Source organism: Antarcticimicrobium luteum (assembly GCF_004358185.1).
Classification (GTDB): domain Bacteria; phylum Pseudomonadota; class Alphaproteobacteria; order Rhodobacterales; family Rhodobacteraceae; genus Antarcticimicrobium; species Antarcticimicrobium luteum.
Map to the genome: position 1 here is coordinate 50113 of NZ_SMUV01000073.1, position 13763 is coordinate 63875.

18 protein-coding genes are annotated in these 13763 nt (G+C 66.5%); 8 read left to right on the plus strand and 10 right to left on the minus strand.

The features are described from left to right. Window positions 1-30: 30 nt before the first annotated feature. From soxX to E1832_RS18725, 3 genes are all read right to left on the minus strand, one after another. Window positions 31-504 (minus strand): sulfur oxidation c-type cytochrome SoxX, encoded by a 474-nt coding sequence (gene soxX, locus E1832_RS18715; protein WP_133361306.1) that lies wholly within the window; start codon window positions 502-504, stop codon window positions 31-33. A 207-nt stretch (window positions 505-711) separates the two neighbouring features. Continuing rightward, entirely contained in the window at window positions 712-1293 is a 582-nt protein-coding gene (locus E1832_RS18720; protein WP_133361307.1) for a thioredoxin family protein, read from the minus strand. A gap of 26 nt (window positions 1294-1319) precedes the next feature. Next, window positions 1320-2057 carry a cytochrome c biogenesis CcdA family protein gene (locus E1832_RS18725; RefSeq protein WP_133361308.1) on the minus strand — a complete coding sequence of 246 codons (738 nt, stop codon included), beginning with the start codon at window positions 2055-2057 and terminating at the stop codon, window positions 1320-1322. A gap of 107 nt (window positions 2058-2164) precedes the next feature. On the opposite strand from E1832_RS18725, the gene E1832_RS18730 reads away from it, so the two are divergent. The 3 genes from E1832_RS18730 to E1832_RS18740 all read left to right on the plus strand — a co-directional run bounded on the left by E1832_RS18730 (window position 2165) and on the right by E1832_RS18740 (window position 4110). After that, a complete protein-coding gene (locus E1832_RS18730) occupies window positions 2165-2545 on the plus strand; it encodes a thioredoxin domain-containing protein (RefSeq protein ID WP_245514048.1) in 381 nt (126 codons plus the stop codon). A gap of 92 nt (window positions 2546-2637) precedes the next feature. Further along, complete coding sequence (locus tag E1832_RS18735; protein WP_133361310.1) at window positions 2638-2973, plus strand: ArsR/SmtB family transcription factor; 336 nt, start codon at window positions 2638-2640, stop codon at window positions 2971-2973. Between the two features lie 78 nt (window positions 2974-3051). Next, complete coding sequence (locus E1832_RS18740) at window positions 3052-4110, plus strand: YeeE/YedE family protein (RefSeq protein WP_133361311.1); 1059 nt, start codon at window positions 3052-3054, stop codon at window positions 4108-4110. A gap of 49 nt (window positions 4111-4159) precedes the next feature. Here E1832_RS18740 and E1832_RS18745 read toward each other — a convergent pair whose 3' ends face one another. Beyond that, on the minus strand, window positions 4160-5182 hold the full coding sequence (locus E1832_RS18745; protein ID WP_133361312.1) for a zinc ABC transporter substrate-binding protein: 1023 nt from the start codon (window positions 5180-5182) through the stop codon (window positions 4160-4162). A gap of 151 nt (window positions 5183-5333) precedes the next feature. Here E1832_RS18745 and E1832_RS18750 point away from each other — a divergent pair, with 151 nt between their 5' ends. Genes E1832_RS18750 through E1832_RS18760 form a run of 3 tightly spaced genes read left to right on the plus strand, consistent with a single transcriptional unit; the run spans window position 5334 to window position 7401 of the window. Further along, on the plus strand, window positions 5334-5861 hold the full coding sequence (locus E1832_RS18750; RefSeq protein ID WP_133361552.1) for a Fur family transcriptional regulator: 528 nt from the start codon (window positions 5334-5336) through the stop codon (window positions 5859-5861). After that, window positions 5858-6604 carry an ATP-binding cassette domain-containing protein gene (locus E1832_RS18755; RefSeq protein ID WP_133361313.1) on the plus strand — a complete coding sequence of 249 codons (747 nt, stop codon included), beginning with the start codon at window positions 5858-5860 and terminating at the stop codon, window positions 6602-6604. Before E1832_RS18750 ends, E1832_RS18755 begins: the two co-directional genes overlap by 4 nt. Then, on the plus strand, window positions 6601-7401 hold the full coding sequence (locus tag E1832_RS18760; protein ID WP_133361314.1) for a metal ABC transporter permease: 801 nt from the start codon (window positions 6601-6603) through the stop codon (window positions 7399-7401). Before E1832_RS18755 ends, E1832_RS18760 begins: the two co-directional genes overlap by 4 nt. A 32-nt stretch (window positions 7402-7433) precedes the next feature. On the opposite strand, the gene E1832_RS18765 is transcribed toward E1832_RS18760, so the two are convergent. The 3 genes from E1832_RS18765 to E1832_RS18775 form a co-directional block, all read right to left on the minus strand. Continuing rightward, window positions 7434-7616, minus strand: a complete 183-nt coding sequence (locus E1832_RS18765) for a CTP synthetase (protein WP_133361315.1) — start codon at window positions 7614-7616, stop codon at window positions 7434-7436. Window positions 7617-7861: 245 nt separating this feature from the next. After that, on the minus strand, window positions 7862-8344 hold the full coding sequence (locus E1832_RS18770; protein WP_133361316.1) for a cytochrome b: 483 nt from the start codon (window positions 8342-8344) through the stop codon (window positions 7862-7864). A 154-nt stretch (window positions 8345-8498) separates the two neighbouring features. Further along, the gene (locus E1832_RS18775) at window positions 8499-8942 is read right to left on the minus strand and encodes a DsrE family protein (RefSeq protein ID WP_133361317.1); all 444 of its coding nucleotides are present in this window, start codon (window positions 8940-8942) and stop codon (window positions 8499-8501) included. Window positions 8943-9189: 247 nt separating this feature from the next. Here E1832_RS18775 and E1832_RS18780 point away from each other — a divergent pair, with 247 nt between their 5' ends. Then, window positions 9190-9327 (plus strand): entericidin A/B family lipoprotein, encoded by a 138-nt coding sequence (locus tag E1832_RS18780; RefSeq protein WP_133361318.1) that lies wholly within the window; start codon window positions 9190-9192, stop codon window positions 9325-9327. Window positions 9328-9355: 28 nt separating this feature from the next. Here the strand turns inward: E1832_RS18780 and E1832_RS18785 are convergent, their stop codons facing one another. Both E1832_RS18785 and lepA read right to left on the minus strand, forming a co-directional pair. Beyond that, window positions 9356-9865, minus strand: a complete 510-nt coding sequence (locus E1832_RS18785) for a PhnA domain-containing protein (protein ID WP_133361319.1) — start codon at window positions 9863-9865, stop codon at window positions 9356-9358. Window positions 9866-10268: 403 nt separating this feature from the next. Then, a complete protein-coding gene (gene lepA, locus E1832_RS18790; protein ID WP_133361320.1) occupies window positions 10269-12068 on the minus strand; it encodes a translation elongation factor 4 in 1800 nt (599 codons plus the stop codon). Window positions 12069-12697: 629 nt separating this feature from the next. Here lepA and E1832_RS18795 point away from each other — a divergent pair. Next, window positions 12698-13000, plus strand: a complete 303-nt coding sequence (locus E1832_RS18795; protein ID WP_133361321.1) for a hypothetical protein — start codon at window positions 12698-12700, stop codon at window positions 12998-13000. Here the strand turns inward: E1832_RS18795 and cuyB are convergent. Then, entirely contained in the window at window positions 12997-13746 is a 750-nt protein-coding gene (gene cuyB, locus E1832_RS18800) for a cysteate racemase (RefSeq protein ID WP_206021078.1), read from the minus strand. The genes E1832_RS18795 and cuyB overlap by 4 nt on opposite strands. Between the last annotated feature and the right edge of the window lie 17 nt (window positions 13747-13763).

A 13763-nucleotide genomic window follows, 5' to 3' on the forward strand; every position in this document is an offset into this window, starting at 1 on the left:
CGATCCGCCCGGGCTGCCCCGTGCGGTATTTTATTCGTCTTTGAGCGTCGTCAGGAAGGCGACGACATCCTCGATTTCCTGCGCCGTCAGGATCGGCGGCAGCGGCTCCGTGCCGGCCTTGCCGGTATAGCCGTCGCCAGGGCGGGTGAATCCGTCGACCCGATAAAAGGCCGGCATCACGCTTCCCTCGAACATCATCTTGGCGTTCACCACCAGACCGCGCAGCTCTCCCGCGCTCCAGCGATCGCTGGCGCCGTCCAGACTCGGACCCACGTTGCCCTGGAAGGGCGCGCTCAGCGCGGTGATCTGGTGACAGGCAACGCAGTTGCCCTTCGATCTGGTGGCCATGATCACAGCCCCGTTGGCCGCATCCCCGGCCACGCCGGTCAGGGACATCTCAATGGCGCTGTCGTCATTGAACTTGACCTCTTTGGGACCAACCTCGGCCGCGAAGGCTGCGCTTCCGATCAGGGCCGCCGCCAATGTCACAGATGTAAGTTTCATGTTTCCTCCCGATTGCTGCCGCCCTGCCGGAACGGCCTGCTATTTTATCTCACTGCATACCGTAGGCTACCGAAAGCAGCGTCGCAACAACAAATTCACGATTGTGAATTGTTAGAAAGTTTTGCCGCAAGGGGTCGATATTTTCGGAATATTTTCCTGCCCCCTCGCCGTCTCATCCGCCTCCGAGACGCCCCGGAGACCGCCTCCCTACTCGGTGCTTCCGTCCGAACGCTCTCGAATCATCCGCGCGTGATAGCGCTGGAAATCCTCCTCCGACTGGTCCAGATACCGCTCCTCGGCGACCCAGGTCAGCATGTCGAAAGTTGTGCCCGGACCAAAGGCGCCGGGCATGATCGACACCGCCTGTGCGGCGGCCGGCCTGCTCTCGTCCAGCTCCGGCGGCAGAAAGACCATCGTCGGCGTGAACATCACGTTCCATTTCCGCGCCGCGGCCTTTTCCGACAGCGACTCGCCATCGGTATCGACGATCTCGGTGTCGCCATGCAGGTTCAGCTGCACGACGAAATAGGTCTCGTGCATGAGCTTGCGGATGCGCGGGTCGGGAAAGGTTTTCTCGTGCATCTCCTTGCAGTAGATGCAGCCGCGCTGTTCGACGATCAGAAGCAGGCGCTTGCCCTCGGCGCTTGCCTCGGCAAAGTCCTCGCGCAGATCCTTGAAGGTATCGCGCATCCAGTCTTCCTTGTGCAGCCCGTCGTCGCCGACCTCGGCCGCCGCAACCGGCAGCGCCAGCATCGCCACGGCGGCCAGCATTGCAAACATGCGTTTCATGGGTAGTCCTCCAATACTCGTTGACATCAGACGACGCTGGCAAAGCCCGGGATCCACCGGATCATCGCGTCGGCGATCAAATTCACGCCCCCCGTGGCGATCAGGATAGCAAAAACGATCAGCATTGCCCCCATGCCTTTTTCCACCCAGGCAAAGGCGGTGCGATGTCGCTGAACCCAGGCCAGAAAGGGCCGGGCGAAGAACGCCGCCACGATGAAGGGCGCCGTCATCCCGACGCCATAGACGAACAGCAGCAGCGCCCCGCGCCAAATATCGCCCATGCCGCTGGCGATCATCAGGATCGACGCCAGCGCCGGACCGACGCAGGGCGTCCAGCCGAATCCAAAGGCCAGCCCCATCAGATAGGCGCCCAGGATCGTGCTGGCCTCGGCGCTGCTTTCCATCCGCGCCTCGCGATACAGCAGCGGCACCCGGATCACGCCGAGGAAATGCAGACCGAACACCAGCAGGATCGCCGCCGCAACATAGGCAAGCGTATCCAGGTATTGGCCGAACATGGAGCCGAGCGCGGTGGCGCCCATGCCCAGCAGCATGAAGATCGTGGTAACCCCCAGCGCAAAGAACACCGCCGAGGTGATCAGCCGCCTTTGGGCCCCCGGCGCAATCTCGCCGTCGCCGCGCAGTTCCGCCATGCTCAGCCCGCCCATGTAGGACAGATAGAAGGGGACCATCGGCAGGATGCAGGGCGTGAAAAAGCTCAGCAAACCGGCCGCCAAGGCGCCGAACAACGAAATTTCCAGCATTTAAACCCCTCCCAGGGCCTCAGCCGCCGCGTCAGACGGGCTTTGGCTTGATCTATTCAAATATTCAAATTATCTTGTGTAACGATTTAAGGTCAATGGGTGGTTTGATGTTGCGCGACAAAGTTTTCGGGGGCCTGCTTGCCGTGCTGATGCTCGCCGCTCCCGCGCATGCCACCGATCTGGTGATGGTCGAGCAGACCGGCTGCGCCTGGTGCGCGCGCTGGAACGAAGAGATCGCGCCGGCCTACCCCAAGACCGACGAGGGTAAATTCGCGCCGCTGCGCCGGGTCGATCTGCGCAACATGCCGGACGATCTGGAAATTGCCCGCCGCGTCACTTTTACCCCCACCTTCCTGCTGGTCGAGGACAACCGCGAGATCGCCCGCATGGAGGGCTATCCGGGAGAGGATTTCTTCTGGCCGCTGCTCGATCAGATGCTGACCCGATACACCGATTACGCCCCGGCCGGGACGGAGGGCAACGGGTAACAATAAAATGAACGACGCCCCGACGGCACGGCTGACAAGACCATGATCACCCTGTAAGGGCCTGAACCGCGACAAGTACGAGGACCGAACCCATGGCGCTCCCGCAATTCTCCACGGACATGTCCGAGGACGAACTGGACAAGATGGTCGAAAACGCCACCGATGCGTCCAACTTCCTCAAGGCGATCAGCCACGAAGGCCGGATGATGATCCTGTGCCACCTTGTGACGGGCGAAAAATCGGTGACCGAGCTGGAAGAGCTGCTTGCGGCGCGTCAGGCTGCGGTGTCGCAGCAGCTGTCGCGGCTGCGGCTCGAGGGGCTGGTGGTGCCCCGGCGCGAGGGCAAGGCGATCTACTACCGGCTGGCGGATGACAAGCCGCGCCGCATCCTCGAGGTGGTCTACGACCTGTTCTGCGACGCCGACTAACCTCCGCGCCCCCTTGCGGGTCGCCGCGATTTCCAACAAGCTGAACCCGGCGCAACGCGCGCCGATGGGAGGAGCCGCATGCCTGATTGGCTGACGGAGAGCCAGGCCGTGGCCCTTGTCGGGGTCTTCGGCGGACTGTTGCTGGGGCTGGCCGCCCGGCTGGGGCGGTTCTGCACGCTGGGCGCGATCGAGGATCTGCTCTACGGCGGCAGCGACACCCGGATGCGCATGTGGGCCCTGGCCATCGGCACGGCGGTCACAGGCACCTTTGCCCTGACCGGCGCCGGACTGCTCGACGAATCCCGGAGCTTCTATCTCTCCATCCGCTGGATGCCGGTCGCCTCGGTTCTCGGCGGGCTGATGTTCGGTTATGGCATGGCGCTGGCCGGCAATTGCGGATTTGGCACCATTGCCCGTCTGGGCGGCGGCGATCTTCGCTCATTCGTGATCGTGCTGGTGATGGGGGTCTCCACCTATGTGGTGCTGGCCGGCCCGCTGGCCCCGATCCGCAATTTCTTTTTCGAACAGGTCGACGTCACCTCGGATATTCCGCCCGGGCTGGCCCACCACGCCGCCGCGCTGACCGGCCTGCCGGTGCATGTGATCGGCATTGCGGTGGGGCTGGCGATCGCCGCCGCGGCCCTTTGGGCTCCGGCGCTGCGGCGCGATCCCAAGGCGATGTTCTGGTCCGTCATGGTCGGGCTCGCCATCGTTTCGGGCTGGGGCGGGACGCAATACATCTCGTCTCACGGCTTCGAGGCGCTGCCGGTGGTGTCGCACAGCTTTTCCGCCCCGGTGGGCGAATCCATCCTCTGGGCGATGACCGGCAGCCTGCGCCCGGTCAGCTTCGCGGTGGGCTCGGTCGCCGGGGTCTGGCTGGGGGCCTTCATCGGGTCGCTGATCAAGGGGCATTTCCGCTGGGAGGCCTGCGAAGACCCGCGCGAGCTGCGCCGCCAGATCATCGGCGCGGCGGTGATGGGGGCCGGCGCTGTGATCGCCATGGGCTGCACCGTCGGTCAGGGTATGTCCGCCTTTTCGGTGCTGGCGATCAGCGCCCCGGTCACCTTCCTGTCGATCTTCGCCGGCGCTGCCCTTGGCCTGCGACAACTGATCGAGGGGTTCAATCCCGCCGAATAGGAGGGGCCGGGACCGGATGCCTCCGCCCCGCCTGCCTGAGCCTGGGCCGTCAGTTGCCTGCGCAGGCCGCAAACCCCGCACCCAGATCGCGGATCAGCGCGGGATAGAGATCCTTGCCCAGCTCATGCGCGCGCCCCAGCGGGTCCAGTTCCAGGATCGGAATATCGCGCCCGGCCACCGCCGCCTGCAACAGCCGGGTGTCGAACTGCGGCTCGGCAAAGGCGCAGCGCACCTCCAGATCCTCCAGCCGGTCACGCAGCCGGGCCAGCTGCGCCGGGCTGGGATTGGTGGCATCGCCCGGCGTGACCGTTCCGGCCAGCGTCAGGCCGAACCGGGCCTCGAAATACTGGAACGCGTCGTGATAGGAAACAAAGGCCACCCCCTGCATCGGGCGGAGCATCCCGGCCACCTCGTTCATGGCGGCGGCGATCCCGGCCTGTCCCCTGGCCGCGTTGGCGCGATAGATCCCGGCGTGCTCGGGGTCGAGCGCGGCCAGCCTGCCGGCGATCAGGTCCAGCCAGACCGAACCGTTCCGCGGGTCGAGCCAGGCATGCGGATCATCGCCGCCGTGGCCGTGATGATGCCCGGCCTCCTCATGATCGGCTTCCCCTCCATGGGTGCCGTCCCGGGCCTCGCCGTCATCGGCGGCGTGCTCGCCGTGGCCGCCGTGGTCGTCCTGCCCATCGTGGCGCTGCGCCGCCTCGGCCGCCGCCAGAATATCCTCGGCGCCGCGATAGGGCAGCTTTACCGTGCCTTCGGCCGCCATCAGCTCCAGAATTTCCCCCTGTGCGGCAAGCGAGGTCAGCGGTTTTTCCAGCCAGGGCGTAAGCCCCTCGCCGACCCAGATCACCAGATCGGCCTGCTGCAGGGCGCGGGCCTGCGACGGGCGAAGCGCATAACTGTGGGGCGACTGGCCCGGGCGCACCAGCAGCTCCGGTGTGCCGACGCCGTCCATCACCTGCGCGGTCAGCGCATGGACTGGTGCGATATCGGTGACCACCTGCGGCACTTCGGCTCGAAGCGGTCCGGCCAACAGGGACAGGCAGGCTGCGAAAAGGGGGAGTTTCGACATTGACGTCCTCGGTCCTTTTTGTTTGGTATGTTCGTTATGTTATAACAATCGAGGCCGGTTGATATAGGCAATGTTATACTATATCAACCCCTGACCGACAGGATTGCGATCCATCCTGAACCCGCCCCATGATCAGACGATGACCCAAACCATGCCCAACCCCTCGCCCACCTCTGCGCCCGACTCTGTGCCCAACTCTGCGCCCGCCATCGGCTTTGACGCGCATGATCACAGCCATTGCATCGCCGACGCCATGCAGGCCGCCGAGGATCTCTGCGCGGCGCAAAAGCTGCAGTTCACCCCGGTCCGTCGCCGGGTGCTCGAGATTCTGCTGGAGCGGCACCGGGCCATGGGCGCCTATGAGATCCTCGAGATCCTCGCCGCCGAGGGCATGGGCTCACAGCCGCCGGTTGTCTACCGAGCGCTGGATTTCCTCACCGGCCACGGGCTGGCGCATCGGATCGAGCGAATGAACGCCTATGCCGCCTGCACCCATCCGGGCGCCGACCACGTTCCCGCCTTTCTGATCTGCCGCGCCTGCAAATCGGTGGCCGAGGCCGAGACCGGGCTGGACAACGGCCGGTTGGGCGACGCGGCGCGGGCCACCGGCTTTACCATCGAAAAGGTGGTGGTCGAGGCCGAGGGGCTTTGCCCCGGCTGCGCGGACCACGCCGCATGAGCGCGCCGCTGATCGCCACACGTGACCTGTCCGTTCGGCTAGGCGGGCGGGTGATCCTCGAAAAGGTGAATGTCGAGATCACGCCGGGCGAGATCGTCACCATCGTCGGGCCCAACGGGTCGGGAAAATCCACCTTTCTGCGTGCTCTGATCGGCGCGGTGTCCGCCGCCTCCGGCCGGATCGAACGGGCGCCGGGACTGCGCATCGGCTATGTGCCGCAAAAGCTCGCCATCGACCGCTCGATGCCGATGACGGTGCGCCGCTTTCTCGGCCTGCCGCGCCGGATCGGACGCACGGCGGCCGATCGCGTGCTGGAGCATGCCGGCGCGGCTGGGCTGGGCGAGCGGCAGATGACCGACCTCTCCGGCGGCCAGTTGCAGCGCGTCCTGCTGGCCCGCGCCCTGCTGGAACAGCCGCAATTGCTGTTGCTGGACGAAGCCACCCAGGGGCTGGACCAGCCCGGCGCGGCGGCCTTCTATCGCCGGATCGAGGAGGTCCGGCAGGAACTGGGCTGCGCCGTGGTGATGGTCAGCCACGATCTGCATGTGGTGATGGCGGCCTCGGACCGGGTGATCTGCCTCAACGGCCATATCTGCTGTCAGGGTACGCCGGAGATCGTCGCCGACGCGCCGGAGTACCGGGCGCTGTTCGGCAGCGGCACCAAGGGGGCGCTGGCGCTCTACCGGCACGAGCACACCCATGATCACGACCATGCCCATGACCATGAGGATGCCCACGAATGACCCTGCTGGACGATTTCCTGATGCGCGCGGCGCTGGCCGGGCTGGGTGTGGCGCTGGCGGCCGCGCCCTTGGGCTGTTTCGTGGTCTGGCGGCGGATGGCCTATTTCGGCGAGGCGACGGCGCATGCGGCCATCCTCGGCGTCGCCTTCGCGCTGGGGCTGGGGCTGGCGGTGCTGCCGGCGGTTCTGGCTGCGGCGCTGATCATGGCGCTGGCGGTCTCGGCGATGACCGGCCGGGGGTTCGCCATGGACACCGCGCTGGGGGTGATGTCGCATACCGCGCTGGCCGCCGGGCTGGTGGCGGTGACGCTTCTGGCCGATGTGCGGCTGGATCTCATGGCCTTTCTCTTTGGTGACATCCTGGCGGTAACCCGCTGGGATCTGGCCACGATCTGGGGTGGCGCGGTGCTGGTCGTGGCGCTTACCGCCTGGCGCTGGCCGGCGCTGCTGCTGTCGACGCTGAACCCGGATCTGGCCCGTGCCGGCGGCATCGATCCGCGCCGGGAGGAGCTGGTCCTGACCCTCGCGCTGGCGGTTGTGGTGGCGGTTGCGATCAAGGTTGTCGGCGTTTTACTGATCGCGGCGCTGCTGGTGATCCCGCCGGCGGCGGCGCGGCCCCTGGCGGCGACGCCGGAGGGAATGGCGGCGGGCGCGGCCGGGCTGGGGGCGATCTCGGCGCTGGGGGGGCTTTGGGCGGCCCTAGTCTTTGACACCCCGACCGGACCCAGCATCGTCTGCACCGCCGCGTTGCTTTTCGCGCTGACGAGCCTTGCGGGCGGGCTGCTGAAACGGGGTTGAGCCGTCAGAAAGCTTCCGGCAATTCCATTCGCCTACTCGCCGCCTATGGCACGGGCGACGGCGCGGGCGATGGGGAAGGCGGCGACGAACCCGACCGCCACGGCGGCGGCAAGCGCCCAAGCCCCGCCGAGTCCGGCGACCAGCAGAACGACGATACCGACGCCGGCGAGGGTGGCGCCGATGAACAGGTGCAGGATCAGGACGAGGTGGCTCATGCCCCGGCTTCTAGGCGGCGGGGGCCGGGCGCACCTTGATCTGCGTCAGCCCGGATCGGGGAGTTTTCCCGCTGTTTCGTACAGCCCGCCCGCCGCCGCGACATCCTGAAACAGGCCGATTGGGGAGATTTCGGGCGGTATCGTACAAAGAGGGACGAACAGCCGATAGGCGGGGCAAAGACACCGGCGAGGGTGCCGCAGGGGTGACGAGGGGGCACCGGGAAACGGCGCGCGCCCCGATCCGCCTAGCCGGGTCGTTTCATCCGCGCCATGATCCCGGTCTTGAGCACGAATTGCTGATAGAGCGCGCCGGCCACATGCAGCGCCACCAGCGCCAGCAGCAGCAGGCGCAGCAGCCCGTGCGCGCCGGCCGCCGGGCCGATGCCGCCGAACCAGGCCAGCGCGCCGGTCACCGGCATCAGCAGCATCAGACCGTAGAGGCCGAGGTGGGTGCCGTGGGCGACGCGTTTCAGCGCCGCCGGCTCCTCCTCGGGCAGCGGCGGGGTGCCGCGGGTCAGGCGCAGCGCGATGCGCCAGACCACCAGCGCCAGGATCAGCAGCCCGCCAAAGACATGGCCCGCGACCAGCGGCGAAAAGGCGATCTCGGCCCCCTCGCGCAGCCGGTCCCAGGCGGCGACGATGGGTTCGTGAAACAGGTATTGCAGCGCGATCAGCAGAAAGATGCCCCAGTGCAGGGCGATCTGGGCGCGGGTGTAATGGGTTTGCATGGAATCCTCGGACCAATTCCGGTTGTCGAACCCAGATTACACGCCCGCGCGCGCGACGTCCGTCGAAAGATCCGGAGCAAAACGGACCGCGCCGCGAAAAAGAGAGCCGGAGCGCGTGGGGACGCCCCGGCCCGGACGGGATCAGCGGCAGGCCTCAGGGCCGGACGTAGGCAAACCCCTGCTCTTGCAGTTCGACCAGGCGGACCACGCCCGAGGGCACCATCCCCGCCTCCTCGAGCAGGGGAACCTCATGGCCCACCTTCTCGCTCATCTTGCGGTGGGTATTGCCGCAGGCGGAAAAGGACAGGTTGTCGATCTCGAGGCTCATGGCCGAGATGCGGTCGGCGACCGGGCTTTTTCCGACCACATACATGTTGAGGCCGGGACCATAGGCCACCACCTCGATCACCACATCGTCGCCCTGTTCCTTGTAGAACTGGGTGACGTTGGCGACGTTGTTCAGTGTCATGTTCATCACCTGCGGGTCGTTCTGATCGACGTGGAACGCGATGTGATGGGTTTGCCCCTCGGCCCAGGCGGCGCCGGCGGCAGTGGTCACGCCGACCGCGAGTGCGGCGGCGGTCATCAGGTGTTTCATGCGGTTTCCTCCCTTATCGGTACTGGCGAGGATAGGACATAATGCCGCAATCGTATAGTCTGTTACGAATATTTGAATATGGAGGGCGGGCGGCGGCATCGCAGGCGGCCGCGTCGCGGCAATCGGGTCGGCAACCGGGCGGTGCCGGCGATGGGCGGCGCGGCGCCGACGCGCCGGCTGACACCCCTTGCCGGACCCGGGGCGCGGGGCCTATATCCCACGGCAAGCGAGCAGATGGAGAGATGCGATGACGCGGATGTTTGTTTTTGGCCTGGCGCTGCTGGCGCTGGCGGCCTGCGAGACCACCAAGGGCGCCGGGCGCGACCTGCGCAAGGCGGGCGATGCGATCGAGAACGTGGCCGGGGACGTCCAGAAAAAGCTCTGAACGCCCTCGCGGGCCCCTGCCCCGGGCCTTAGCGTTTCTTGACGAACTCGGTCAGGATGACGATGCGCTGGCCCTCGACCCGGCCCTCGATATGGGCGGGGTTGTCCTGAACCAGCGAGATGCCGCGCACCGCCGTGCCGCGCTTGGCGGTGAAGCCGCCGCCTTTCACGGGAAGATCCTTGATCAGAACCACGGTGTCGCCCTGCGCCAGCGGGACGCCGTTGCTGTCCTTGTGCCCGGTCTCCTGCGGCACGTTCTCGGCCCAGGCGCGGGTGTCGTCATCGAGCCAGAGCTGATCGGCCAGATCGCGCGCCCAATCCTCATCCGACAGACGCTTGAGCATCCGCGCGGCCAGCACCTGGACCGCCGGCTCCTCGGACCACATCGAGGACGACAGGCAGCGCCAGTGGTTGGGATCGGGCTCCCCTTCGATCTGGGCGATGCAGGTCTCGCAAAGATCGACGCTGGCATCCGCAGGCCCGCCGGTGACGGCATAGGCGGTGAGGGGCGCATCGGCGGAACAGAGGGCGCAGGGCATGGGTAAGGCTCCGGGTGGGTTGGGTATGGGAGCGCTATAGGGGGTTGGGGGGCGGAGGGGAAGACCCGGAGGCTGCGGCGGAGTGGCCCTACCGGTTTCCACCAAGGACGGAGGGCAGCGCCCGCCGTCACGCCGGAGGCGTGCCGATCTTAGGCGGCGCACCTTCGGTGCAACGGGGCGGGTCGGGCTCTGCCCGGCGTGAACGCCGGGCAGAGCGGGTGTTGGGGGAGGGTCCCGGGAGGCGGGTGTTTGGCGGGAGGGTGGCCCGGGGTTGGAGACGGGCTGACGCCCGCCCTACGGGGGCGGGGGGCTTTGGGATATTCAGCGCTTAACTGGCCAGGGTGTGGGCACGCAGTTGGCTTTGCCAACCGCTTTCGCCCACTGGCCCTGAAAATGGCCAGCCTTAGCTGTCCATTTTCAGGGCCGAAATAAACGCCTCTTGCGGGATGTCGACCTTGCCGAACTGGCGCATCTTCTTCTTGCCCGCCTTCTGCTTGTCCAGCAGCTTGCGCTTGCGGGTGGCGTCGCCGCCGTAGCATTTGGCGGTCACGTCCTTGCGCAGCGCAGACAGGGTTTCGCGCGCGATCACCTTGCCGCCGATGGCGGCCTGGATCGGGATCTTGAACATGTGGCGCGGGATCAGGTCCTTGAGCTTTTCCACCATCGCCCGGCCGCGCATCTCGGCGCGGTCGCGGTGCACCATGGTCGAGAGCGCATCGACCGGCTCGTCATTCACCAGGATCTGCATCTTGACCAGCACATCCTCGCGGTAGCCGGTCATCTGGTAGTCGAAGCTGGCATAGCCCTTGGTCACCGATTTCAGCCGGTCGTAGAAATCGAACACCACCTCGTTCAGCGGCAGGTCATAGACCACCATGGCGCGGGAGCCGGCATAGGTCAGCTCCTCCTGGATCCCCCGCCGGTCCTGGCAGAGTTTCAGCACGTCGCCGAGGAATTCATCGGGCACCAGGATGGTGGCCTTGATGCGCGGCTCCTCGATATGGTCCACATGGGTCAGGTCGGGCATGTCGGCGGGGTTGTGCAGCTCTCGCATCGTGCCGTCGCGCATGTAGATGTGATAGACCACCGAGGGGGCGGTGGTGATCAGGTCGATATCGTATTCGCGTTCGATCCGGTCGCGGATCACCTCGAGGTGCAGAAGCCCGAGAAAGCCGCAGCGAAAGCCGAAGCCGAGCGCGGCGGAGGTTTCCATCTCGTAGCTGAAGGAGGCGTCGTTCAGCGCCAGTTTCTCGATCGCGTCGCGCAGATCCTCGAATTCCGACGAATCCACCGGGAAGAGGCCGCAGAACACCACCGGGACCGAGGGTTTGAAGCCCGGCAGCGGCCTCTCGCAGCCCTTCTTCTCGTGCGTGATGGTGTCGCCGACGCGGGTGTCGCGCACCTGTTTGATCGATGCGGTGAGAAAGCCGATCTCGCCCGGGCCAAGCTCGTCCACCGCCTCCATCTGCGGGCGGAACACGCCGATGCGGTCGACATGGTGGATCGAGCCGTTCTGCATCATCTTGATGCGCTCGCCCTTTTTCAGCACGCCGTCCATGATCCGCACCAGCACGATCACGCCGAGATAGGCGTCGTACCAGCTGTCCACCAGCATCGCCTTGAGCGGCGCGTCGCGGGTGCCCTTGGGCGCGGGCAGGTGATGGACGATGGATTCCAGCACCTCATGGATGCCCTGCCCGGTCTTGGCCGAAACCGCGATGGCGCCGGAGGCGTCGATGCCGATCACATCCTCGACCTGTTCGGCGACGCGGCTGACGTCGGAGGCGGGCAGGTCGATCTTGTTGAAGACCGGGACGATCTCGTGATCCGCGTCGATCGCCTGATAGACATTGGCCAGTGTCTGCGCCTCGACCCCTTGCGTGCTGTCGACCACCAGAAGCGAGCCCTCGACCGCGCGCATGGAGCGGGAGACCTCATAGGCGAAGTCGACATGACCGGGGGTGTCGATCAGGTTGAGGATGTAGGTCTCGCCATCGTCGGCCTTGTATTCAAGGCGCACGGTGTTGGCCTTGATGGTGATACCGCGCTCGCGCTCGATATCCATGGCGTCGAGCATCTGCTCTTTCATGTCGCGGTCCTGCACTGTTCCGGTCTCCTGGATCAGGCGGTCGGCGAGCGTGGATTTCCCGTGGTCGATATGGGCGACGATGGAGAAATTTCGGATATGTGCAAGATCGGTCATGAGGAGCGATATGTATGGGAAAACTAACCCCGTCAAGCGGGCAGAGAGGGGCGTGGTCCGGGGTGCCGGAGGGGGAGTGGACCGCTCGGCGGGCGGCGCCGGACGCATTCCTTATTTCCGCCACAATCTATGGATATTGTTTCCAGTGTCGAAACAACCGCACGTCAGAGGCGGGATGAGGCAAGAGCAGTGACTGACCCGGCAGGCCGGTGCAGAAACAAACCACCCGAGAGGGGGCGGGGACTGACCCCGCCCTTTTTCGGGTTTGGTGTGTCCTGCCCTGTGCTCTGGCCCTGTGCTCCGGCACCCGGCGCGGGCAGCGAAAGGGCCGATCCCAGCTTTTACTGGTCTTTGAGCCAATTGCTCACCACAGGGGCGCGGCCCGGCGGCGCGCCGCGCCTTTGTTCCGGGCAAGGTGCGCTTCAATCCGACCGCCGCGCTGTCCCGCAGTGCCGCCTTTGAAAATCCCGCTCGGCTTTGCCGCGGCCTGGCGCCGCAAATCCGCGTCGCCGGCCTCCGCGCCCTTGCCCCCAGGCTGCGCAATAGGACATAGTATGGCGCAATTCGCACCGGACCGGCTCTGGCGGCGGGGGTATTCAGGACGCGGGATGTTTGGGACGGGGAACAGGATGAAACATATTCTCATCATCGCGCTGGCAGCCGGGGCACTGGGCTGGGCCGCTCCTGCACAGGCGGGGGTGATCGAACGGGCCTGCATGCAGGCGAACCGCAAGGCCGCGCCGTCGCTGTGCCGCTGCATCCAGAAGGTGGCCAATCACAGCCTGAACGCGCTGGAACGGCGCAAGGTGGCGCGCTGGTTCGGCGATCCGCATCAGGCGCAGGAGGTGCGCCAGTCGGAGAGCGCCGCCGATGTGAAGCTGTGGGAACGCTATCAGGCATTCGGCGAGCAAGCCGCAAAGACCTGCCGCTAGGCCCCCGGGTCGGCGGTCCCCTCGCCCGCCCCTGCGTCTGTCCGTGCGTCTGTCCCTCCGTCTGTCCCTGCGCCCGACCGAGCCCGGCGCACGATCTCTGACACCAGACAATCGAGGCTGTCGATCCAGGGCAGGTCCGAGGGCAGGCCGGGGGTAAGCAGAGACAATTCGGTACAGGCGATGAGCACGCGGTCGCAGCCCGTCCGCATCAGCGCGCGGGCCACGTCCGCCAGCGCCGGGGCGCCGCCGCGCTCCCCGGTTTTCACCGCGCGGATCAGGGCAAGGATCGGGGCCTCGTCCGCCGGGTAATGCGCGCTGAGGCCGCGGGCGGCAAAGGCGGCGTCGAACACCCCCGTGAGCCGCACCGCGGGCGAGGCCAGCAGGCCGACCCGCCGCGCGCCGGTCGCGGCGAGCCGCCCGGCGGCAAGTTCGGGCATGTTCAGGAACGGCAGGCGGCAGGCGGCCCGGATCGCCGCGACGTAGTGGTGGGCGGTGTTGCAGGGCATCGCCAGCGCCCGGGCGCCGGCGGCCTGCAGATCGCGCGCCATCGCTTGCAGCGCCGGGGCAGGGTCGCCCCCCTGCCCCTCGATCAGCGCCGCGATGCGGCTGGGCACCTGCGGGTTCTGGTGCACGATCAGCGGGATGTGGTCGGCATCGTCGCGGGCCGGGACGGCATCGAGCACCTTTTGCATCAGCAGGATCGTCGCCTCCGGCCCCATGCCGCCGAGGATGCCGATGGGGATCATTTTGTATCCCCCAGTCT

What these genes read in the sequence shown, in the direction of transcription:
- E1832_RS18730 (WP_245514048.1), top strand. Translation starts at nt 2,165, where the DNA reads ATGTTGCGCGACAAAGTTTTCGGGGGCCTGCTTGCCGTGCTGATGCTC.
- E1832_RS18755 (WP_133361313.1), top strand. Translation starts at nt 5,858, where the DNA reads ATGAGCGCGCCGCTGATCGCCACACGTGACCTGTCCGTTCGGCTAGGC.
- E1832_RS18785 (WP_133361319.1), bottom strand. Translation starts at nt 9,865, where the DNA reads ATGCCCTGCGCCCTCTGTTCCGCCGATGCGCCCCTCACCGCCTATGCC.
- soxX (WP_133361306.1), bottom strand. Translation starts at nt 504, where the DNA reads ATGAAACTTACATCTGTGACATTGGCGGCGGCCCTGATCGGAAGCGCA.
- E1832_RS18750 (WP_133361552.1), top strand. Translation starts at nt 5,334, where the DNA reads ATGCCCAACCCCTCGCCCACCTCTGCGCCCGACTCTGTGCCCAACTCT.
- E1832_RS18780 (WP_133361318.1), top strand. Translation starts at nt 9,190, where the DNA reads ATGACGCGGATGTTTGTTTTTGGCCTGGCGCTGCTGGCGCTGGCGGCC.
- E1832_RS18775 (WP_133361317.1), bottom strand. Translation starts at nt 8,942, where the DNA reads ATGAAACACCTGATGACCGCCGCCGCACTCGCGGTCGGCGTGACCACT.
- E1832_RS18720 (WP_133361307.1), bottom strand. Translation starts at nt 1,293, where the DNA reads ATGAAACGCATGTTTGCAATGCTGGCCGCCGTGGCGATGCTGGCGCTG.
- E1832_RS18765 (WP_133361315.1), bottom strand. Translation starts at nt 7,616, where the DNA reads ATGAGCCACCTCGTCCTGATCCTGCACCTGTTCATCGGCGCCACCCTC.
- E1832_RS18770 (WP_133361316.1), bottom strand. Translation starts at nt 8,344, where the DNA reads ATGCAAACCCATTACACCCGCGCCCAGATCGCCCTGCACTGGGGCATC.
- E1832_RS18725 (WP_133361308.1), bottom strand. Translation starts at nt 2,057, where the DNA reads ATGCTGGAAATTTCGTTGTTCGGCGCCTTGGCGGCCGGTTTGCTGAGC.
- E1832_RS18735 (WP_133361310.1), top strand. Translation starts at nt 2,638, where the DNA reads ATGGCGCTCCCGCAATTCTCCACGGACATGTCCGAGGACGAACTGGAC.
- E1832_RS18740 (WP_133361311.1), top strand. Translation starts at nt 3,052, where the DNA reads ATGCCTGATTGGCTGACGGAGAGCCAGGCCGTGGCCCTTGTCGGGGTC.
- lepA (WP_133361320.1), bottom strand. Translation starts at nt 12,068, where the DNA reads ATGACCGATCTTGCACATATCCGAAATTTCTCCATCGTCGCCCATATC.
- cuyB (WP_206021078.1), bottom strand. Translation starts at nt 13,746, where the DNA reads ATGATCCCCATCGGCATCCTCGGCGGCATGGGGCCGGAGGCGACGATC.
- E1832_RS18795 (WP_133361321.1), top strand. Translation starts at nt 12,698, where the DNA reads ATGAAACATATTCTCATCATCGCGCTGGCAGCCGGGGCACTGGGCTGG.
- E1832_RS18760 (WP_133361314.1), top strand. Translation starts at nt 6,601, where the DNA reads ATGACCCTGCTGGACGATTTCCTGATGCGCGCGGCGCTGGCCGGGCTG.
- E1832_RS18745 (WP_133361312.1), bottom strand. Translation starts at nt 5,182, where the DNA reads ATGTCGAAACTCCCCCTTTTCGCAGCCTGCCTGTCCCTGTTGGCCGGA.